The 21,095-nt window shown below is 37.8% G+C and carries 33 protein-coding genes; 2 read left to right on the top strand and 31 right to left on the bottom strand.

All coding sequences use genetic code 11. The features are described from left to right. Positions 1-35 precede the first annotated feature (35 nt). The 25 genes from EO120_RS00160 to EO120_RS00040 form a co-directional block, all read right to left on the bottom strand. Positions 36-272, bottom strand: a complete 237-nt coding sequence (locus tag EO120_RS00160) for a hypothetical protein (RefSeq protein WP_127133485.1) — start codon at positions 270-272, stop codon at positions 36-38. Between the two features lie 10 nt (positions 273-282). Continuing rightward, the gene (locus EO120_RS00155; RefSeq protein ID WP_127133484.1) at positions 283-2,211 is read right to left on the bottom strand and encodes a minor capsid protein; all 1,929 of its coding nucleotides are present in this window, start codon (positions 2,209-2,211) and stop codon (positions 283-285) included. Positions 2,212-2,224: 13 nt separating this feature from the next. Beyond that, the gene (locus tag EO120_RS00150; protein ID WP_127133483.1) at positions 2,225-3,193 is read right to left on the bottom strand and encodes a major capsid protein; all 969 of its coding nucleotides are present in this window, start codon (positions 3,191-3,193) and stop codon (positions 2,225-2,227) included. 16 nt (positions 3,194-3,209) lie between these two features. After that, positions 3,210-3,842 carry a phage scaffolding protein gene (locus EO120_RS00145; RefSeq protein ID WP_127133482.1) on the bottom strand — a complete coding sequence of 211 codons (633 nt, stop codon included), beginning with the start codon at positions 3,840-3,842 and terminating at the stop codon, positions 3,210-3,212. 68 nt (positions 3,843-3,910) lie between these two features. Beyond that, positions 3,911-5,344, bottom strand: a complete 1,434-nt coding sequence (locus EO120_RS00140; protein ID WP_127133481.1) for a phage portal protein — start codon at positions 5,342-5,344, stop codon at positions 3,911-3,913. Between the two features lie 12 nt (positions 5,345-5,356). Next, entirely contained in the window at positions 5,357-6,598 is a 1,242-nt protein-coding gene (locus EO120_RS00135) for a PBSX family phage terminase large subunit (RefSeq protein ID WP_127133480.1), read from the bottom strand. Beyond that, the gene (locus EO120_RS00130; RefSeq protein ID WP_127133479.1) at positions 6,591-7,025 is read right to left on the bottom strand and encodes a terminase small subunit; all 435 of its coding nucleotides are present in this window, start codon (positions 7,023-7,025) and stop codon (positions 6,591-6,593) included. Before EO120_RS00130 ends, EO120_RS00135 begins: the two co-directional genes overlap by 8 nt. A gap of 37 nt (positions 7,026-7,062) precedes the next feature. Beyond that, positions 7,063-7,254, bottom strand: coding sequence for a hypothetical protein (locus tag EO120_RS00125; protein ID WP_127133478.1), 192 nt, complete (start codon positions 7,252-7,254; stop codon positions 7,063-7,065). A 195-nt stretch (positions 7,255-7,449) separates the two neighbouring features. Continuing rightward, entirely contained in the window at positions 7,450-7,971 is a 522-nt protein-coding gene (locus tag EO120_RS00120; RefSeq protein WP_127133477.1) for a hypothetical protein, read from the bottom strand. A gap of 63 nt (positions 7,972-8,034) precedes the next feature. Further along, positions 8,035-8,325: a hypothetical protein gene (locus EO120_RS00115; RefSeq protein ID WP_127133476.1), complete on the bottom strand. Its 291-nt coding sequence runs from the start codon at positions 8,323-8,325 to the stop codon at positions 8,035-8,037. Between the two features lie 3 nt (positions 8,326-8,328). Next, positions 8,329-8,550, bottom strand: a complete 222-nt coding sequence (locus EO120_RS00110; protein WP_127133475.1) for a hypothetical protein — start codon at positions 8,548-8,550, stop codon at positions 8,329-8,331. A gap of 190 nt (positions 8,551-8,740) precedes the next feature. Beyond that, positions 8,741-8,989 carry a hypothetical protein gene (locus EO120_RS00105; protein ID WP_127133474.1) on the bottom strand — a complete coding sequence of 83 codons (249 nt, stop codon included), beginning with the start codon at positions 8,987-8,989 and terminating at the stop codon, positions 8,741-8,743. A 13-nt stretch (positions 8,990-9,002) separates the two neighbouring features. After that, a complete protein-coding gene (locus tag EO120_RS00100) occupies positions 9,003-9,239 on the bottom strand; it encodes a hypothetical protein (protein WP_127133473.1) in 237 nt (78 codons plus the stop codon). Further along, entirely contained in the window at positions 9,220-9,366 is a 147-nt protein-coding gene (locus EO120_RS09350) for a DUF3789 domain-containing protein (RefSeq protein WP_420906945.1), read from the bottom strand. The genes EO120_RS00100 and EO120_RS09350 overlap by 20 nt, the downstream gene beginning before the upstream one ends. A gap of 8 nt (positions 9,367-9,374) precedes the next feature. Beyond that, positions 9,375-9,800, bottom strand: a complete 426-nt coding sequence (locus EO120_RS00090; protein ID WP_127133472.1) for a RusA family crossover junction endodeoxyribonuclease — start codon at positions 9,798-9,800, stop codon at positions 9,375-9,377. Positions 9,801-9,936: 136 nt separating this feature from the next. Further along, on the bottom strand, positions 9,937-10,677 hold the full coding sequence (locus EO120_RS00085) for an ATP-binding protein (RefSeq protein WP_127133471.1): 741 nt from the start codon (positions 10,675-10,677) through the stop codon (positions 9,937-9,939). Beyond that, positions 10,583-11,515, bottom strand: coding sequence for a Lin1244/Lin1753 domain-containing protein (locus EO120_RS00080; RefSeq protein WP_127133470.1), 933 nt, complete (start codon positions 11,513-11,515; stop codon positions 10,583-10,585). The genes EO120_RS00085 and EO120_RS00080 overlap by 95 nt, the downstream gene beginning before the upstream one ends. Before the next feature lie 4 nt (positions 11,516-11,519). Next, positions 11,520-12,230: an MBL fold metallo-hydrolase gene (locus EO120_RS00075; protein ID WP_127133469.1), complete on the bottom strand. Its 711-nt coding sequence runs from the start codon at positions 12,228-12,230 to the stop codon at positions 11,520-11,522. Further along, on the bottom strand, positions 12,231-12,947 hold the full coding sequence (locus EO120_RS00070) for a hypothetical protein (protein ID WP_127133468.1): 717 nt from the start codon (positions 12,945-12,947) through the stop codon (positions 12,231-12,233). Between the two features lie 10 nt (positions 12,948-12,957). Then, positions 12,958-14,865 carry an AAA family ATPase gene (locus tag EO120_RS00065; protein WP_127133467.1) on the bottom strand — a complete coding sequence of 636 codons (1,908 nt, stop codon included), beginning with the start codon at positions 14,863-14,865 and terminating at the stop codon, positions 12,958-12,960. A 71-nt stretch (positions 14,866-14,936) separates the two neighbouring features. Then, positions 14,937-16,532 (bottom strand): PcfJ domain-containing protein, encoded by a 1,596-nt coding sequence (locus EO120_RS00060; RefSeq protein WP_127133466.1) that lies wholly within the window; start codon positions 16,530-16,532, stop codon positions 14,937-14,939. A gap of 11 nt (positions 16,533-16,543) precedes the next feature. Continuing rightward, a complete protein-coding gene (locus tag EO120_RS00055) occupies positions 16,544-16,876 on the bottom strand; it encodes a hypothetical protein (RefSeq protein ID WP_127133465.1) in 333 nt (110 codons plus the stop codon). Between the two features lie 21 nt (positions 16,877-16,897). Beyond that, entirely contained in the window at positions 16,898-17,476 is a 579-nt protein-coding gene (locus EO120_RS00050) for a hypothetical protein (RefSeq protein ID WP_127133464.1), read from the bottom strand. A 2-nt stretch (positions 17,477-17,478) separates the two neighbouring features. Next, positions 17,479-17,802, bottom strand: coding sequence for a hypothetical protein (locus EO120_RS00045; protein WP_127133463.1), 324 nt, complete (start codon positions 17,800-17,802; stop codon positions 17,479-17,481). Positions 17,803-17,812: 10 nt separating this feature from the next. Then, a complete protein-coding gene (locus EO120_RS00040; protein ID WP_127133462.1) occupies positions 17,813-18,172 on the bottom strand; it encodes a hypothetical protein in 360 nt (119 codons plus the stop codon). A gap of 47 nt (positions 18,173-18,219) precedes the next feature. Here EO120_RS00040 and EO120_RS00035 point away from each other — a divergent pair, with 47 nt between their 5' ends. After that, positions 18,220-18,459: a hypothetical protein gene (locus tag EO120_RS00035; protein WP_127133461.1), complete on the top strand. Its 240-nt coding sequence runs from the start codon at positions 18,220-18,222 to the stop codon at positions 18,457-18,459. Positions 18,460-18,723: 264 nt separating this feature from the next. Here EO120_RS00035 and EO120_RS00030 read toward each other — a convergent pair whose 3' ends face one another. The 6 genes from EO120_RS00030 to EO120_RS00010 all read right to left on the bottom strand — a co-directional run bounded on the left by EO120_RS00030 (position 18,724) and on the right by EO120_RS00010 (position 20,622). Then, the gene (locus tag EO120_RS00030; RefSeq protein ID WP_127133460.1) at positions 18,724-18,960 is read right to left on the bottom strand and encodes a hypothetical protein; all 237 of its coding nucleotides are present in this window, start codon (positions 18,958-18,960) and stop codon (positions 18,724-18,726) included. A 321-nt stretch (positions 18,961-19,281) separates the two neighbouring features. Then, on the bottom strand, positions 19,282-19,434 hold the full coding sequence (locus tag EO120_RS09130; RefSeq protein ID WP_164725704.1) for a hypothetical protein: 153 nt from the start codon (positions 19,432-19,434) through the stop codon (positions 19,282-19,284). A 2-nt stretch (positions 19,435-19,436) separates the two neighbouring features. Further along, positions 19,437-19,712 carry a hypothetical protein gene (locus EO120_RS00025; RefSeq protein ID WP_127133459.1) on the bottom strand — a complete coding sequence of 92 codons (276 nt, stop codon included), beginning with the start codon at positions 19,710-19,712 and terminating at the stop codon, positions 19,437-19,439. After that, positions 19,693-20,019 (bottom strand): DNA-binding protein, encoded by a 327-nt coding sequence (locus EO120_RS00020; protein ID WP_127133458.1) that lies wholly within the window; start codon positions 20,017-20,019, stop codon positions 19,693-19,695. The genes EO120_RS00025 and EO120_RS00020 overlap by 20 nt, the downstream gene beginning before the upstream one ends. Positions 20,020-20,029: 10 nt before the next feature. Next, positions 20,030-20,278, bottom strand: a complete 249-nt coding sequence (locus tag EO120_RS00015; protein ID WP_127133457.1) for a hypothetical protein — start codon at positions 20,276-20,278, stop codon at positions 20,030-20,032. A 143-nt stretch (positions 20,279-20,421) separates the two neighbouring features. Next, positions 20,422-20,622, bottom strand: coding sequence for a helix-turn-helix transcriptional regulator (locus EO120_RS00010; protein ID WP_127133456.1), 201 nt, complete (start codon positions 20,620-20,622; stop codon positions 20,422-20,424). Between the two features lie 152 nt (positions 20,623-20,774). On the opposite strand from EO120_RS00010, the gene EO120_RS00005 reads away from it, so the two are divergent. Further along, positions 20,775-21,095 (top strand): helix-turn-helix domain-containing protein (locus tag EO120_RS00005; protein WP_164725703.1); only part of this gene is annotated, 321 nt, incomplete at its 3' end.

The following is a 21,095-nucleotide window of genomic DNA, read 5'->3' as shown; positions in this document are numbered from 1 at the left end:
AGCACCCGTTATTGGGTGCTTTGTATAATATTATGTTAATAAATTAGTTGAATTTCTTCACCATCTAATACTATAGGCCCAGTATGTTGTGTGAATTTCCATCTTCTTTTTACCATGTAATTATACACTTGAGCAGCATGAAGAAAATCCTCAACATTTGGGTGTAATGGATCAAATAAATACGGTGTGCCTTCTAATGAATTTTTACCATTAATGGCTTCATAAGCATTGCAAGCGTACACATAAAGCCTATGCGCATCTTTAAGCTTCATATAAATCACCTCACACTGTTAATACCATGCCTATAATAAAGTTCAAATATTCTTCATCGTCTGTAATTGTTTTTAAAATATACTTACCATTTTCAATTTTTTGAACTTGACCGGAGTCAGGCTCAAAAAGAGATTCTAGACCCACACTTAATACTTCTGTACCATTATTGCCATAATCTTTACCAATGTATGGGGTAATAAAATTATCCGCTTTTACTACTTCATCAGCTCTATATCCTGAACTTGGGAATAAATCCTTAAGCTTTGTAAACCCTTCCCCTTTGGTTCGATGCTCTACAAACTCTCTCGATAACCTCAAGGCATCATAATTGAAGTATTCTACCATATGCCCAATTTCATGAAATGGTGTAGTTCTGCGTACGCCATTCATATTAATGGTTATATATTTAGTTAATTTCGATGTTTCAATACCACTGACATAATATAGCTTATCACTACCAGTTACTGCACCATTAGCATAAAAATATCCACGTTTTATTTTTCTAGTGCTAATACCTTTCCCTGCAGCTTTTAAGTATTGTAACCAATCACTAGGGTACACAGAAAAGGCTTCTTGTAAAAGTTCTTTATTGGCTTCACTCGACCCTTTAGCCCACATAGTTTTAGGTATTTCAGCACCAATATTTCGGTACTCAGAAAATACTTTTTTCAAAGATTCTTTATCACCAATAATAGAAACAATATCATGTTTATCATTAACTATTTTACCTACTTCTATTATATCCTTAGGAGTAGCTGTTTGTAAATTAATGTCAATAATCTTATTTCTTATTTGCTCAACAGACATAGGGTTTGGCGTAACAATAGTATTTGTCTTCGGCATAAGTTTTGGATTCGGATTTCTCTCTTTCTGCCAATCTTCAAGCGTTTTTACCCTATCAACATATACAGCTTTCCAATCATCATAATCCATATTACGTGGAACTTTCTTATACCTTACCGCTTCACCTTTTGCTTGTGGTTCATCCTTAGCAATACGAGAGCCTTTTGTAGGCTTAGCAGGGCCTAATGTACCAGCTATAGTAGATCTACAACGAGGATGCAAAGGCGGTACGTTGTTGCCTATCTCTGCTTCACTAACTAGATATATCTTACCGTCATGTTCACGGCATGTAGAGGATGTACGCTTATCTAATGTGGCTATGAATTGGTAATATTTCATCTTAGCATCTTTGATTGAATCAAGTGCAGCTTGATTATTAACATAATTCATTTCAGTACGAACCAAACGAACAGCATCATTCTTTGATACATTCATCCGTTCTTGTACCTCTTTGGCTAGCTTATTAACCGATACGCCACGATGAACTCCATTAACAATAGTATCCTGAATGGTTCTAGCTAATTTATCGGAGTTTTTCCATATGCGCTCACTGTAATTTTTGCCACTCCATGGCGTGCGTAATACATGTTCCACTTGCTTATTATCAACAGCAACAGATAAAGGGCCTTGTCCTCGCTTAGCTAGTTCATACGCAGAGTGCAGCCGATTATCTTTATAGGCATCTTTCAAGAAGCCTGTAATCGTTGCGTCTGTCTTTTGTCCTAGCGTATCTAGTTCGATAAGTGTATCACCGTACAGCTTATCAAGCCTAGATATGCGAGACCGCATGGCTAATGTATTGAGTTCTAATAAAGTTTTGGGATTTCCAGTTTCCTTATACTCCGCAATATATTCCTCAATATCCTTACGCCATATCCTAAATTCATTACCATTAATCAGCTTGCGTGCCTCTGTAATACTCACACCATTGTCGGTGGCAAATTTACCATACAACTGTTCAATTTGAGCTTGAATGCGCTGGGCTGACCGCTCATAATGTGATGCTAGTTCTTTCTCGATAGTTTCACGGCTTTTTCTGTTCCATTCTTCCTCTCGTTCTACGCTACGTCTAGCCCAATACGAATCGGCGCCCATACGCTATCCCCCTTTAGCCTAATTTATGAACAAATTTCACAATACGAATTTGTTTTGGTTCGTATACCATTTTCCAGTTATCCGCATTCGCTAATTCAGTACGAGATACGCTTTCTGAATTAGCTCTAGTGGTATTAGTCCAAGCCACCCCGCGAGGATGCATAATAAATGCTTTGCGAGAAATGAGATAGTTTACGCCAGAGCCCATCTTTTTATCGCGGTCAACTTCTGTACCAATAAATCCTGTTGGATTACCTACACCATATGCAATAGCTCCTTGACCGAATAAATACGTTGTGTAAGTACCTGTATCAACAGGGCAACCATCATCAATTACAACACGACGGCCCATATACGTATCAAAGCTAGTGGCATCGGATTGGCGGATAGTTTGAATCAAGTTCAATTTATCTAAATAAGATTTAGTAGCAGAGTGCATGACAACAGCCGTTAATGAGTTACGAGCATCACCCATAAGCTGCATAGCATCGATAAAAGCTTCACCGGAGAAATTAGCAGCCTTACCTGATTTAGAACTAATATCTAATACGTGGTCAGTCATAGATGGGGCAGCAAATACGCCGTTAAGAATATTCAATAATTCTTTTTGATGATCACGTGCCCAAAACCCAGCTACTAAATCACCAATCGCCGCCATAGGGTCTGTGCCCGCTAATTGTGCGGATAAATCAGTAGCAGCCCACATTTTAGCACGACGAATCGTTGTAGATGTATCCATTTTAGAGTTGATTTTATCCGCTTTTAATGTAACGCCTTCTACAACATCCTCAGAATCACCGGATAAATCCGTAAAGAATGGCATATTATGAACTTGCGCTGCTTCACTTGCCAATTTGTCGAATCGGCTATCACGAGTAATAATACCGGATTGGAAGATGGCAGATAGTTCAGACGTACGGTTTACAACGTACTGTTCAAAAAGCGGCGTTGGATTAATGACGTCTTTTAATGTTGTTGGCATGTGTTACCTCCTTAAATTAAAAATTAACTTCAACACCAGCTTGTGCAGCTAATACTTTAGCTTCAGCTGGATTTGATTTAATAAGTTCTGCTTGCTGAGTTAAATTAAACGACTCCTTAGCAAATGGATTTACTTTAGGATTACCCTGCCCTTTAATCGGATTATATTGGGGCTTTGTCTCTTCTTCAGGTTTGAACAAAAAGCCTTTTGTTTCCTTCAAAGCTTTAATTTGTTCATTCAATCCTGTTACTTTGCCATCATCGCCAAGAATTAACTTAGATGTATCAACTAAACTAGCAACGAGTTCAGCATCCTGTGCTGTATCACCAATAGCCAATTGAATAGCAGTAGATAACCGAAGATTTTTAATTTCTTCTGCAGATTTTGCAGCGGCCACTTTGTTATCTGCTTGGAGTTTAGCAATTTGCTGTTTAAAAGCTTCGATATCACCTTCCGCGTTCTTTAACTCTTTTAGTTGCTTATCTCTATCAGCAACAGTACTTTCGAGGTTTTTCTTTTCCGCGTTAACCTCATTAAAACGCGACTTAGGCACATACTCACCGTCTAAAAACTCTTTAAAAATCTTAGTTGCTTCTGCCTGCTTGTCATCAGCGATACCAAGTTTTGCAAGTAATTCTGTGATAGTCATGTGTTAACTCCCTTTCCGGTTTTTACCGAGGTTCACCTGCCTCGAGATAAGAGTATAAAAATATATGACTATTGGTTATCCTCATTTTCGTCATGCTCGTTCATAGAGTCATGCGTATGATCAGATTTCCAATCGTCATACATGTTATTAGAATTGGTCTCCGCTTCTTCTTTTAACTGTTCCAATTCTTCATTAACATTTTCCACAAACGGATGATGCGATAATATAGTTCGCTGTGATACAACACCCATGGATTGTGAACACATAGCAACTAGATCACTATCATTCTTCACGGATGTTCTCGTCCATGTTTGCGTAATTGTCACATGTTCATTGCCATGTGCTCTACAAATGGCACGAACTAACTCATTGAATGCAAGTTGAAATTCTGTTTCCATCATGCCCGCTTTGAGCTCCAATAATGTATACAAGAATTTCATAGCTTCACCGCTAGTACCATCTAACCCTTGTTGTTGGGGGTCTACACCTTGACCCATGTCAAAAATCGCCTTACGCGTAATGTCTAGCATTTCCTTACGAGCTTCGATAGGTATATCAATCGTTAGTGTGGAAATACCTGACCTGTCATCGGGTCCCGAAGAATCCATTTGAATAGCCTTGTACTTCTTCATGCCATCCAAAAATTCCGCAAGGTTTTCACCACCGTAATTGGTTAGTACGTAAATGACCTCTTGTACATCCTCTAAATCGTTTAGAAATCCGCTATAGGTTGTATCATACGTATCAATCAATGATTTAATACGTACCAAATCCGATGTGTGAGATGCGTTATTAGCAAATGGTATAAATGGTACACGCCCCATATCGTGAGGAATGGTATCCACATTCATATTCGTACCGCTAGGGTCTATCATTGTGAAAGCTGTATACGGTGCTAATGTGTCCAATATCTCACCAGTGCGCAATGAGAAGGCCTGTACCTCTTTATCGTTCCAGTACTCGTACACGGTAATGCTAGCGCCTGCTTCGTCAATATCGGCATACACACGTAATACGCCTTCTAATTTTGTATTGATACGATTATTCCAAATCGGAATAACTTCACTAGCTGGCATAGTCGCCCATTGAAAGCCTTCAACGTCATCCATCCAGTAGTGTACCCACGCAATCCCTCCATTAGTTGCTTTTACGCATAAATCTTTGCACTTCTTCTCATACGCATCGCCTAACGCATCAAGAATGATTGTATTGAGTGTATCATTTTTTACGTCAAACACAGGAGGCGCTGTAAACATATACGCCGTTTTTTGGTCAACTAACAACGGATAAAAAGAATAGGCGATACGATTATCCGCTTGATGCATCGGATTAAACGTATCACCTTGTTGTTGTGCTTCGTTCAGGTCTTTAGGCTTCGCCTTTTGCAGCATGATGTCATTCTTAACAGCGTAGTATCTGTCTGATTGCTCCACCTGACTGACAACAGCTGTATGACCAATAGTATGTTTCTTGATTAACTTTTTAACTAATTCTATTTCCAATAGATCACCTCCTTACATTAATACGCTAACACCTTTGCGCCCATCGAATTCTTCCAATGCATATCGCATAGCATCCATGAGATGGTTAAAATCATCAATAGGCTTGTTTATCATGTTATCGAACTTATCCTTGTCCCAAACATAATTACTAATTTCAGTAATGAACTTCACACACCGAGGATGGATGATAATTTTATACCCACGAATAAGAGATATGCCTGCGCGTACTGAGTCAGGGCCTTTTTTAGCACCACGCACATTACGCAAGCCATTCTTACGAAGATATGCAATAGATTTAGGGTCAGCACTATCGGCCTTAATTCGTTCTTTACTGTATCCCATTTCGGTTATCTTTTCGATAATATCCTCATTCGACATACCGCGTTGGTACATTTCGTCGAATACATAAATTTCACGAGCCTCTGTATCGACTAAACCACAAAACAATGCACTAGGATCGTTAGTAAAACCGAAATCAAGTCCAAATGCGCTACGTACACTAGGCTTTTTCGTAACCTCTCGCCAATCGAAAGCTCGTTCTTCCCAATCGTCGTATACCAGCCCATCTACAACACCCCATTCACCTTTTCCAGCCACGGCATATCGTCTAGGATTCTTCTTCATCTCTTCAAATAAGACTAAGTCGGATTCACTGAGGAATTCATTACATAAATAATTCGTTGTCATGGCTAACACATTAGGACTCGGCTCATCAAAGAATCGTTTCTTTAGCCAATGCCTATCACTCCAAGGGTTAAATGTTAACACTACTTGGTGATACATACCCTCTGGCAACTGACCACGAATAGATTCATCTAATCTGTTGAATGCATCTTCCGATGTTATCTCATATGCTTCCTCCACCCAGAGACGGCAAAGTCCACCAACATCTACAGTGATTGATGTTACTTTTAAAGGATCATCAAGGCCACGGAACAATATCTTTTGACCGGTCGGCTCATAAATAATTTCTAGTGGTGACGTTGTGCACTTAAAATACGGCTCTACTTTCAATCTTCGTATTGCCCACTTTAGTTGAGCAAAACAACTATCCCGTAGCGTTCGCTCAGTCTTACGAACCACTAACCAATTGATATGAGGATTCTGAATCATCTCTACAATTACTTTCAGCGCCTGTGTAGATGACTTTTTGCTCGCACGGCTTCCCTTTACGACCTTGTACCGACCTTTAAAGCGCCAAAATTCACCATATCCTTTGCCGATTATGTCAGGTAGATATAACTTTTCAATCATATACTTCACCTTCCCCTATAATCACAATAGGAACGGCACTATCTATTTTAACTTTATCAGTAAAGAGTTGATTACGCTTACCAATCAATTCCGCCGCCTTGATGCGGTCCTTAGCAGAAATGCTTTTTTTGATGATGCGAGCCTCACTACAGCCTTCGCCTACGCCTTCGGTAACAATCACTTCTTCCTCAATCTCGCCGCGCATGGCTTTCGCTAAAAACGCCTCCGCCTCTTTTGCGGTCGCTATGGAGTTATCAAATTCTCTTTCACGTAGTTCTTTAATGCGGTTTTTAATGTCAAGTTTTGACAATAACTGATTAGCTATCCTATTGGCCGTTTTCTCACTATATCCAGCCCTAATGGCCGCTTGAGTACCATTTAGGTCCACCAGGTACTCAACACAAAATTTCTCTTGCTTCGGTGTCACATAATCACCTCCTTTACTTCAAACAACCATTTTTCTGTTATTTACCACGCTGCTTTTCAACTCTAGCGGTCTTAGTTTTAATTAACGTATCAGCAGGTGCATACGATTTACACATGCCATTTATGTGAATGCCTTTAGCTTTGCACCAACCTTTTGCATTATTCAAACAAGCTTTCTTATCACAACATACATCTGTCAATCGTATCACCTCTTTTCTGATTTTTTGCATACAAAAAAGCCCTACCACATTTAGTGATAGAGCTGTTTTGCGTAGTAAGATTTACGTTTTGTCGAGTCTTCTAATTTTGCCAAATTGCTTATGTAAGGAGCAAAAACAATTTTTGACAGTACTATTATAACATGTTTGTTTTGACGTGAAAATGACAGGTTACTGACACGCTTGTCAAGTTTCAATTTTATAAAACTAAACAGCTTGCAACCCCCATATTAACAGGCTTAAGTCACTTTCCGCTTGTTCTAAATATCTATAAATCGTCCTTTCATCAAGGCTCTTAACCCCCTTTTTGACAGCTACATCATCGGCAATCATCTTGATATTATCTCCATGTACGTAATAGGCCATCAATACATAAAAGTTTTCTGAGCTCCTATATGCACATTGTTTGCGATACACATCTAGCATGCAATCGATATGTTCAATAATTAATTGAGTTCGTCGCTTAGATGCAGCGATTGCTTCAACTTTTAAAAGACCTTTCCGGTCAAATACTTCTGCCAATATTAATTGTAGATCACTTGGTACGCTGTCTTCTGTATTTGCTATTGCATGCTCGCAGTGCTCTTTGAGCTCATTATACCCTCTCAATAATTTCTTGGTATTATCTCTAGCACGCTTTCGGCGTACCTCTTGCTCGCGTTCAATTCGTTGTTCGTATACTTCAATAGCAGTTTTAGTGGCTACTTTTATAATTTCCTCTTCGGTCATATTAATTACCTCGTTTAGTTCGCTTGCCACGTTGCACTAGTTTTTTCTTAGCCAATCTCTTTTTCATAATTTTTCACCTCTTTTGACTGCACTCGCTAATTTGTAACCACATTCACGTCCACATGTTTGTTGCTTTGTGCATCCATTTTTAACTTCAAAAGTTTTGCCACATACGACACACTCTTTATATTTGGGTGTTTTTCTAGGTCTGCCACCACCTGGCCCACCTCGTTTATCACCTCTACATGTCGGATAATACTCACTAACATATTTAACTGGTGCACTTTGCCCCTTACTCATTGGGGTTTCATTCCAAATCGGCAAGTGGGCTAAAAATTGCGGTATGTTATTCATAATTCACCCCTCAATCTCGTAGTTATCATTTACATAAACTGCTAACAGCTTCGCAGCTTTAATCAACTCTTTATCTACATGCTTCGTCAGTTCAAGCAATAAAGGATTGGTTGATGATTCCTGTAAATCCTCGATTGCATTAATAGCATCTATTAGTTGTCTGATTGCAAGGCTTGTCATCATGTAATCCTCTACCTGCTTATTAATTTTTACCTTGTTGCTCATTTTTTACCCTCTAATTCTTAAATCTTTAATTAGTTTTGACGCATATTCAGTTAATCGATGTATCCGTTTACCGCTAGGTAATACACCAATACGCACCACGCTATAAATATCAGCGATACAGCTATTGGTGAATGTGTATCTTCTGCACATCCTATACCTAATAATAAGCAAAAAAATAAAAACCAAAGCATTATTTTCCCCTTTCCATACTAACTATAGTATCCATATCAACATCCGCGCGGATCATTATTGTCACATCGGCCACCTTTTTAATCTCACCATCGACATAACCATATTTTTGTCTGTGTAATTGGGCTTTTAGATATTCGCCTTCTATCGTTTTTACATATACGTAAGTATGCCGTAAATCCCTAATGTGATTCCACATTATAGCTCCAAGTACAATACCGACTAGAAACATTTGCGATTCTAAACTCATTATTTAACACCTTTTATACATCATCCTCGATATTGTCATAGTATTCAGTACTATCACACTTGAATACTTTCAATCCATAGCTATTTTTTAAGTGATTAGCTATTCTTCGCCATTGTTGCCCTAATTCATGTAATTTTGGCTCGACTTTTGCATCCTCTAATACAATTCTTGCATATGAACCATCTTGAAATTTGAAAATAGAATGTCCAGTTCGTACTTTGCGCCAATATTTACCTTCCTGTACTGTCATCTCCATTGCTCCTATTTAACATTCGTGCAGACCTTTCATCTGCCCGCTTTGCAAGCACGCATAAGCAAGTTATCATTACACCTATCGAAGAGCCAAGCATAACACCTAATATGAATATCCAAATCATGTCTACTTTCAATTATTTTTCTGCTCCTTCCGTTTGTGCAATTCATGCAATATATGCTCACCTACACAAGGGATAATATCAATTTCTACCCTCGGGTTTTGCTTATCAATTCCCACAATCTCCGAACCATCATAATTAACAATCCACTTGTCATCATCAATTATGTTTGCCGTAGTTAAAATGTCTGATGTCGCTTGTAATAGGCCGACCAAATCAGGCCACCAGCGAAAATCAGGCATGTAATAGCGGCACCTAATCTGTACAGGGCCCGATGTATAACTACGCTTTCTGAAGAATTGCAACTGTTTCAATGCGTCAGCTTCATACTGACAAAATGCTTTTGATGGTAACACTTTAGGATAACGTCCGATTTTGATAATCCTAGAGGAATTTTTTTTCGTAGTTGGTCGGCCATAAATTACAAGTTGTTTCAATTTTTGTATCACCTCACATATATGTTCGTTTTTATTTTTCGATTTAAGGCGTCTATTATCGCCAAAAACGCACGTCTAAATCTCTTTAAGTATATTTTATTGTCAGAGATATAAAATCGCCGTATAACGCAAATAATTAAATTTCACTAATATTTGGCGCTTCACGTTTTGATTGTCCTTCAAACTTCAATACAAAGGATGTCGCTTTTAACCGGTCATAAATTCTAGCATCATACCTTGCTTGCAATTGGCTTACAGATAAGTTTGTTGTTAATATCGTAGGTCTCCTGCTTTCAACGCGGTCAGATATAATGGCGTTCACCTTTTGGACGACTAATTTATTGTCGTATTCTGCACCAAAGTCATCGAGGACTAATAACGGCGAATTTTTGATACGATTTTCAAATCGCAATCGGTGTTCAGCGGATCCATCAATCAAGGTGAGCATGGTGTCGAACAAACTCACCATTGAAATGAAGCATCCCTTATATCCTTGGTCAATCGCCTTACGTAATATGCTAATAGCCAGAGATGTCTTGCCTGTCCCTACAGGTCCGAGCAGTATAAGCCCTCTACCTGCAGCGACATGTTCTCGAATATGTACACCGTATTTGAAAGCATTGTTGTAAGCATCCCTATCAATAGGTGGCGCCCCCCATGCTTTCAATTTATCAAACGTCATATGTGCATACCCATCTTTGATGCCGTAATGCGATAAGTCAGGTTTGCGTTCAACTACAATCGGATCATCATATACTGGCGTAATGAATTTGAACGCTTCTTTACAAGTGGTCGGGTTCTTCCGCCCAGTTGATATCCGTTCCGTCTGTTTTTTCCTTATCTGTTCGATTGCTCCCACTACGTCGATTGCTTCCATTTGCTTTTTGCACCTCCTTTTTTAAATTGTCAACGACTACCCGTTCCACATACCCAATGCTATTGCCACCATTGTCAGCCGATGTGTTAATGGCAACTATCACGGCATCCATTTGGTATAGTTCAACCAAATCATCCAAACGTTCCTTAATTACAGGGGACATTGCACCGATTCTTTTTATGTATAAATCGTACGCTTTTTTGTTTGGCCATTCAGTTTGTAATTTTGGTCTATCCTCTGAATTTGAAATTACAGTCGCGCGCGTTCTCTCTTCTTCTTCTTCTTCTATATTTACTTTCCTTTCCTTTACTTTACTTAGTTCGTTTTGTTGAACATGTGTTGGATTTTGTTCAACAAGTGTTAAATTTTGTTTCTTTTTACGCCTTGCTTCACCACTAGCGATGCCCGCAAGCCTACGTTTTTCCGAGGTTTGTAACTCTTTTGATTTTCTTAGCTCCATTCGATTTGTTAAACTGGGAGACCAAAAGTATTCGCCATCTGTTTCTAGCAGGTCAAAATCGTCAATTAAACAAAAAATGAACAAACGAACAAATTCATTGGGTGTTAAATTTGTTTGAGCACCTGTTGAACACGTGTTCAATTTTGTTAAAATATCATCTTTTTCGATTTTAAAATCATCGGCCAAAGCGATAAAAGTATACTTCTTTAACGGTAATTTATATTCACTCTGAACAGCCAATTTTTCGATTATTTTCCACCACCAGGCATAAGAAATGACGCCGAATTGTAACTCCATAGCTATGATTTTAGGGTCACTACTAGCATTGGTATCGTGACTAAAATACCTAGGAACATCTTTCTCCTTTTCTCTGGCCATCGCCTCACCTCCTAGCCACAACTACATATTTACCAGTTACTGCTTGAATAGCACTTTTGAACTCTTCTTCATTTGAATTGCCATCGGATAGATGGATTAAATGAATACTTTTACATTCGGATAAATCCATAGCCTTTAGAAATTTGATGACGTTTTCCAGGGAAAAATGCGACTGTATTAATCGCTCCATACGCTTTTGTGAAAGCTCATTTGCTTGTACTTTAGCATTTAAAATACTGTACGAATGATTGCACTCAACAAGGATATGGTGCACCCCTTTAAATGTGTATTTACAGTAATACGTATCGGTAATATACAGTAGCTTTTCCTCACCATCGGAAATTAGAAAGCCCACATTAGGCACATCATGCTCCAATTCAAACGGCATAATAACGAATATACCAACTTTAAATGACGTCTTAGGTGTTACTATATGGCAAGTATGTTTACCATCCATATTAAGCGCCTGAGCGCATTCTTTTAGCATATATACATGATGTCCTAGCCGTACCATATCACCTGCACCAGCGGAATGGTCCCCATGTTCATGAGTTACTAATACGCCCACAAGATGCGAGAGATTAAATCTACAGCACTGTTGAATTTTTTTGAATGGTAATCCTACATCAAGTAGTAATTCATCGCCATTCACGCTTGATTTAATTCGGTAGCAGTTCCCTGCCGAGCTACTACCGAATGTCTCTATGCTAATCATCTAATCACCAAATAATGCAGCATCATCAATAACCTCACCTGTTTCTACATCTACAAAAGTATGTTTTTCCTGCGGAATATCTAACACTTCTGTATTAGCATTATTCTCGATAGTTTGAGCAACATTAGTTATAAGTTCGTCGTGCACCTTTCCTTGTACATCGATGACTTCATCGGCAGTTTGTAGCCCCATTGATAATTCAGGAGCTGTAGTTCTAATCAACCAAGCTGCAGCTCTATAGCGTAACATTTGGTCAGGCATTGTCTTCCATTTTGAACCTTTTTTGTCATACCAACCTTCTTGCTTAGCAATCGAAATAGTAACTTCTGGACCCAGTATAATTTCGCCAGTAGCCAATTCTGTTGTGTAAGCTACAATACCTTGACTGTCAGTACCACGCACCCCAGTTTCTTTGTATTTAATTGCCGAAAACCTACCGCATTGATTAAACATAGAGATTAGAAATTTAGATGACCAACCAGGATTACCATACACGATGTACAAATTTTGCATGACCATTAAAGGAGATGCATTCATACGGCTCGCCATTTCTAATGCAATTACAGCATTCCCAAAATTCTGTTCACCTTGATATTGAGGCGGAACCAATGTAGATGAATTAAACATCTTTGCCTGCCGTTGTAATAATTCAAAACCTTGTGCGGAATTAAACCCAACTACAACTTCTGATTGTTTTACTGCTACTTCATTAGCCATGTTATACCTCCTAAATAATAGTTAATTCTTCAAAATTGCCATCTACGACTAAATAGATCACTTGGCTGTTAACATCTGTAAATTCGGTAACCGCTTCCGCATTGTCTACAAATACAGGGGCGGATACTTTGTAAAAATCAGTTAATGCATTGATAATATCTAACCCAACATTGATACGTGCTGCATTGTTCATGCTTCTGTACGGCACGCCGTTATATGTCGTTTCGCAACATTCCTCAATACCGCCATTTACAAGCGTATTAAACATTTTAAATCGAGCTAATTTAAATCGGCTATTGATGGATTGCTCCAACATTTCTACTTTTGCTTTGACGAATTCATCCATCAAGAATGATGCTTCATCTAGCTCGTTCTTTTCGTTTACAAGCCGTTGCTGTTCCGCTTCTAATTCAGCTACACGAGCGTCAATATCGGCATGCATTTTATATTTATTAAGTTCACGCTCAAGCAGGTTACGCTTGTCCTTCATTTCAACAATATCGCCATCAATTTTAGCCAGTACCAACTCATCGCCGTTATTATCATCCATAGCGGATTCGAGCATGAATAATTGAGCTTGTAAATCAATATATACAGCATCTTCATCTATGTTAGGCTCTTGATGCTCAGCATATGCTTTCATAGCATCGTTATACTTCACTTCCCATTGCATAAGTTCAGTATTCGCATTGTCATATTGAGTGGATATCAAATCTTGTTGTTGTAAATAATCCGATTTCAAGTTTTGTTGAGATTTCAGCAACATTTGAATCTCGTCTAGCTCTCGTGATTTATTCATATTGAACTGCACTTCTAACTCTTTTTGCTTATCTTCAGGTAACGGCTGATAACATGTAGGACATAATTCAGAATTGAATTCTCGACTATTAACCGTATCAAACTGAGTTTTCAAACGCTCAATTCTAGCATCGCATTGTGCAATATCCTTAATAAGCTCATCGATTCGTTTTGCATGCCTATCACAATCATGACGTAACATTTGAAGTTCATTAAATAGATTATTTCGCTCTGTATGGAGGTATTGATGCACTCTAATATGTTCACCCCTCAACTCACCTTCTCGCGCTTTAATGGTTCGTTTAAGTGCTTTTATTTGACTTTCACGTTCCACATTCGCAAGATTATGTTCAATTAATGCCTTTTGTTCTTCCAGGTCTTTAATTCCATTTTCGATATTTTTTATATCAATTTCCAATTTAGCTTTATCACACAAAATTTCAGGCTTATTACGAATAGCTTCATCAATACGAATAGGGATCATGTCCAATTCTTTATTGATTGCCGTTTTTTTCGCTGCAACCACTTTACGATGGTCTTCTACGTTTCGACCATTCAATATTTGAGTTAATTTATTTAGGTCTGAACGACTTTTAATGACGTCTTGGTCATCTATATCACCGCACATCTCTAACAGCAATTTACGGCGATTTTGCCAGCTGTATTGCTCATTGAAATATAACGGGTTCGTAATTAACTTGAATACATCTTCGCTAATCAAGGAATTGATGAATGCCTTATATTCCTTTTCTTTCGATGGCACACCATCAATAAAATAATCCGTTGTATGGCCTGTGAGTTGCACATCACCACCACGAGGACTTGAATACTTTTCACGGAACACACGCTTTAGCTCAACCGTCCGTCCGTCATCCAATTTAAATGTACCTGTCACTTCATGGTTGACCTTGTGAATTGGTTCGCCATTGCGTAATGTCTTGAGTTGAAAGTCTGCCCTATCTAAACTATCTTTGCCAAAGAGCAACCAACACATGGCATCAAATAGTGTAGTTTTGCCAGTAGCATTATCGCCACGAATGGTTGCGGATAGTCCGTCAAACTCAAATTCAAATTGTTCTAATCCTTTGAAATTTAAAAGCTCTAATTTAATCAGCCTCATAATATGCCTCCGTATCTAACACAATATATATTTCACTTATTACATCCCTTGCTATCATATTTTGCTCCTTTCTAACTCACTTGTGCCTCGACGTCAATTGTGGTAGGCTTTATTTTTAATTGCTTTGCCCATGTCAGCACAGCGGAATTTACGTTTTCATTTTTCCATGTTGGTGTATTACCAAACATTCTTGCTTGGACTAACTTATTGAATTTAGGATTGGCACCAATCGATGTATTCCGTAACTCTAAACATGCCACCGGATTCATGGAATCGTCTGTTACTACTACAATGGCGGATTCATTATCCAATACACGTTTTGTGTAGCTTCCAACGCAATTGTTTAGTTTTCGTCCGATATGCTTTAAATCAAATGCAGTAGTCGGTGTTATAAAGTGCATACCTTTTACATCTGCATTTAACGTTTGAACAACAGGCAATTGAATGTGTCCAAATTCCTGTTTATCATGAATCTCCATAACTACATCATGGAAATTTTTCAGCTTAAAACGCATTTCTTGTAGTTTTTTAACGTTTTCAGGTTTTAGCTCATGAACCATAACGATGATGTCTCTAATAGAGGTTATATCCTCTTTAATTAAAAACTTAGCAATTTGCATTTCTTGAAATTTGCTAAAAAGAATATCAAGCACTTCATTAATATATCGATAATCTTTTAACATAAAAGCTCTATCTGGTCGTTTAACGAAGTCATCTAATAGAGTGTTTACTGCATTCACATCTTTGAATTTACGGATAAATGAAGATGTAGTTACTATCATCGGATCACTAATCATAACCCGTCGTAATTTCCGATTATTAGGTGCCAAATATACAGCGCACAAAGCATCAATGAAAGATACACCAGTTTTTGTTAAATTAAATACATCATCAGGTACACAATCAATGCTGGCAAGATAACTTATCCATCGATTAGCACTCTTTGCTAACGTAACTATATTGGGCATATCAGGCGCTATTAACTTACAAATTAAATTACATAGCATTGTGCCACCATACCCTTGTCGGCCAACACTAGAATGTGAAATGTATGTATCCTTAACATCAAATCCATACAATTCCGAACACCGCTTCACAAATTCCAATCGAAATACCTTATAAAGATGGTTAATTGCTTTTTTATTGCATCGCATCATCGCTATTGAATCACCAAATACTGTAAGGATTGGTAACGGCGCACCATCATCAATATCGTGATGTGTTAATACCTTCTTACCTTCGATGCTATCGATTAATAAACATCGCTTTCTTTTAAAATCAAACCGAAGAACTTGCTTTACATTTTTAATCTTTTTGGCTGTACCATCGTAATACAGCTCTATGCCTGTATACCTAACTCGCAAATCCAGGTAATTTTTAAAACTTACAACGTCCATAACTAATGATGTAGGAACAATCGCTTCTTCATCGTCGTATCGATAAATAGCGTCTACGTAAGTGTCTGAATATCGACCACATTTGGGACATACATAATGTTTAGCGGCTGTAAAATAGCCATTCCACCCATTATATTTACGTTCCCATTTACCGCCAAAAACCATACCACATGAATCGTGGTAAATAGTTGTATAATCAGCACTATAACGACTTTCAAGGATGATGCTTTCAAACATCTTAGGAATATGAACGCTTGCCAATATCTCCATGTAGCACCGCCTTAATCACCGAACATATCAAAGATGTCTGTTTGTTCTTCGACCGCTGGTGTAGGTTCTTCTACAGGTTTAGTTTCGGCTTTTGGTTCTGCCTTTTTCTTAGTAGATTTTTTCGGCTTATTCTCTTTTGTAGGCTCTTCTTTCTTGAGGTGTTTAGATACGATTTTGTCGGCGTGTATAATCCACCTCGCCGCATCAATTTGTTCTTCGCAGTACTTGATAGCGCTTAGATATCCTTCCGTTTCATCAGGGTCTAACTCAAGCGCACTCTTTAGAAGGTCTATACGACCTTCTAATTCCTCTATAATTGATTTGTATTGATTAATATTTGCCATTATTTTTGCTCCTGTCTATTACTACGCCATCAACTCATCAAGTTCTGCCATGATTTCATCGGTTAACGAGTCGCTTGTTGCTTTAGTCAAACCATGACCGACAAATACTTTGAACGCTTTAACTCCACGTTCTTTATCTTCTCCCATCCAGGCTTTGAATTTAGCCCAGTATGCTTTTTTGTCGATTGGCTCATTCGCTTCTTCGACCGCTGGTGTAGGTTCTTCTACAGGTTTAGGCTCTACGGGATTGCCGTCAAAATCTGTAACAGGAGGTTCGGTTGTCTCTTCCGCAGGTGGCGCAGGTTCTGCAGTAGGTTCTTCTACTTTTTCAGTATCTACTACTCCAACTGGTGTTGGTTCTGTTTCAGTTTTTACTATTTCCGATTCCTGCACTTCTTTTACTGGGGATTCTACAACCATTTGAGGTTTCTCTTTTGGCGATTCAACACTTGCCGTTTGCTCTTTAAATGCTTTTTTTACCTTTTCTTTTACAGTAGATACTTCTACCGCTTCATTAACAGAGTTCATCAATGCGTTATATTCCGCAATTTTCTTAGATAAATCTTTTGCATCTTTAAATTCGATTGTAAATTGGTTCATAGTTATTTCTCCTTTAATTGGTCAATAATATACATACATTCGTTTTTTACAAACTCGATTGTTCGTGTTGCTTTATTATCAAAGCAATGCTTCGTATCAAAACCAATCCACATGCCTTTTTCATCTGATAGTTGGCCTACGAAAGTACATCCTCCGTGCATGGCGATATATTCATTTACGGTATCCCAGTCATACTCGGCTAAGTTTCGCAATATATCGATATCTTCATCTTCAATACGAACATATCCGCAGGGGTGCTTAAACGCATTGAACCGTATTTGATAATGCCTGCCATTATAAATACCAATAGTTGGACCATATAGCATGTCGTACCTCCTAGAATTTAAAAATCAATTTCTCGCCATCATAGGTACCAGGGTTATTCTTTTCTAACCCCATCCGTACAAGCGTATCCCTTACGTTGCATTTGGTACTAATCATGGCCTTTTCAACACTCATGCAATAATCAGACAGATAGATTGCATCATCGTCCCCTTTATCGTTTACAGGCCAAACATAAATAACTCTTTCAGCATCACTAATGCCAATCTTCAGGCCTGGCGGTTTCCCAATAAGCCTATATGCTGATGCGTTTAACATTACGGCTTTTACGTGTACTAATAGTGCAGGTACATTATTAGCGCCCTCTTTAAAAAATTTGAAATCCATATCAGATGGAATGTTTTTATTTGTCATATTGTTTACTCCTTTTGATATAATCACCTTGAAAGGAGGTGATTATAATGGACGAACTAGAATCAAAAGAATGTATTGTTTGTGGACATGTAGAGTACATTTATACAAATGCAGCGTACTGTGTAAACTGCGGTGCAGAAGCAAAAAACTATTGCACTAATCCATATTGTGAAAACAATAACGGAAGAAAAATCGACCTAGAGCCGTATTGCAAGGCTTGCCCAGATTGTGGAGGTATTACCATATTTAACCAACTAGGTTATTTCTCCTCTTGTAACGAAGAATAACGACATCCCATCTTGTTTTTAAATTTTCATAGTATTCAATAGAATAGTTAATTCTCACCCCACACTGTGTGCAGTATTTAGGATTTTTGATATATTGCTCATCGTGTGGGATTATTTCTTTATGCCCACACTTATGACAGTTGCCCACGTGGTATTTTTTCATATTCTCACCCTTTCCATCTGACGTTTGTACTCAGCCAACATTGCAAAAACGATATTTTTTATTAAAGATTCTCGAACTATCAAAGTTAGATAACGAATAATTTACTCAATATGACACTCTACAGCCATATCTAAAATATCGTGAAATGTTGGTGGACTTTTACGCGACCAAAGCCAATTCTCTATATCCACACTACGGAGTGTCATATTTTTTTGTAGTAACATCCTAACAACCAATCGAATTCGTTCATCGTCAAAAACACTGTAACCAAACGCTATATTAATTAGTAGTAGCGATTTGGTAATTTTTTTAGCCTTTTTTATTTCGTTTTCTGTCATATTACTTGCTCCTTATGGTATAATTAATTTGTCATATTGTTTGTGGACGTTTCTGTTAGTGCAGGACGTCCTTTTCTTTTTGCCCTAATGTGTATCTCATGGCATGATTTGCATACCTTGATACACCGATTTAAAATCGGATCTACCACATAATAGTGATAGCTACCTTTTAATTTTTTATTGCATCTACTACAATGATGCGTTCTAATTCTATGTTTTATATGCATCACTCCACCAACAAACAAAATACAGTTAAAAACAAGATATAAAATGTTACTGAGCCTAGGAATACCATGCAAATCCACTCAAAAGCATTTTTCATTATTCATCCCCCTTCAAAAGAATAGCCCCTGCCATAATGGTTGTTAGTAACATCAATAACCACATGGCGGATGTAATTTCAAAACCTTGTACATCACTACCTTCTAACAACCCAAATACAGCAAACAGTGCTATGCCCGCTATCCATTTCATGATTACACCTCCTTTGATGCTCCTATAGCGCCACGGACCAAATACATTTGACGTAATGTTTTACGAATCCGCATTTCCCAATCCTGTATATTCTCAGGTGTCTTTGGTAAAAATTGGGGCACACTTTCTATTGGATTCTTTAGCATTTCCTCATATTTTTTTATAGATGCTAAAAACTCAGAGGGCGTAACATGTCCGCCATATTCATATGCGACCCAACCATATCGATTGAAAATCGCCACGACTTCATCGATGGGTCTAAATAAATTGCTGTTCATCGTCCACCTCTCTAATTGCATTTACCTCTAGCGCTATCCGTACTTTGGATAGTGCTTTTTTATATTGCTTTATACGAGCTTTTAACTGCTCGTTTTCTTCTTTTAAGCAACGATACTGAAAGGGACTGTACTCACTTTCAATACCTGCCAATGCCTCAATGTCCTTGAGTGCAAATCTTATACCAGGGACATCTGGTAAAGGCTTCAATTTACCTTCTTTTTTCAGATTATCTATAGACTGTACGCTGCAATTTAATAACTTCGCCGCTTCAAATCTATCAACTACAAGCGGCATCATATTGTCCATATATACCTCCTTAAACACCTAATGCAAACTGCACACTGTATAAATAATGCAAGTACTCACGTCTAGCCCGTACTTCCATAGAAGATGCTCCTCTTTTTTCTTCAGCTTTTAAAACAATTAGCTCCTGCCTTTGGATAGTTTCCATGAATTCTTCGACGCTATACGCCAAACGGTTTATAACGATATCTCCGTATGTTTGGTATATGTCTAAAACTTCATCCACACTTTGCATTGGCATAAAACTTCTGTAATTTGTCATGGGGTATCTCCTCCTAAATTATTCCCATCCTCACTTTGCTCTAATGTATATAGAGTCTTCCCACTCATCTAGATTTACGATTTTTATTCTTCGACACATCTCATAACCTCCTCGTTAACTCTATTTTATTCAAGTTTCTTGAACTAATTAATTAAAAAATTTTTTAACTCTTCAACAGTCAAATTAAACTCTTTAGCGATAATTGTAAGTTTTCCTAAAGAAATGTTTTGAGGATTTCCATTTTCCAACATGAAATAACCGCTCTTGCTAGAATACCCCAATATATCAGCCATATGCTGTTGAGTAATACCGCGCTCCTCTCGAAGCTCTTTCAAAGACTTCAATAAATCACCTCCTTTAAAGTGCAAGTTTCTTGAACTTTATATTTCATAGTTTATACAAGATTTTTGAACTTGTCAATAATAAGTTTGTTTTTTTTGAACTTTCACTATATTATATAGTTATAAAGTACAATTTTTTTGAACAAGGTGAACTTATGAGTAAAATAGGACAACGGATAAAGAAACTACGGGCAGAAAGAAATATGACTCAAGAAACTTTAGCAAAACTTTTGGGAGTTGGTAAAACAACAATCTCAATGTATGAAAACGGTAATAGTACGCCAAATGATGATATTAAAATACAATTATCCAAACATTTCAATGTAAGTACAGATTACCTTATTGGAAATTCAGATTATAAAAATTGGCGTGAAGAATATGAATCTAAAGTTAGTGAAAGCAAATTAGAAGCTGTCATGAAATCAACGAGTAAATATGATAGCGGAATTAACTTTATAAATGTATATGGTTCTATC

It is taken from the genome of Veillonella caviae, assembly GCF_003992125.1.
GTDB classification, from domain to species: domain Bacteria; phylum Bacillota; class Negativicutes; order Veillonellales; family Veillonellaceae; genus Veillonella; species Veillonella caviae.
Note: the sequence above shows the minus strand (reverse complement) of the source record. Positions and strands in the feature narration are given on the sequence as shown.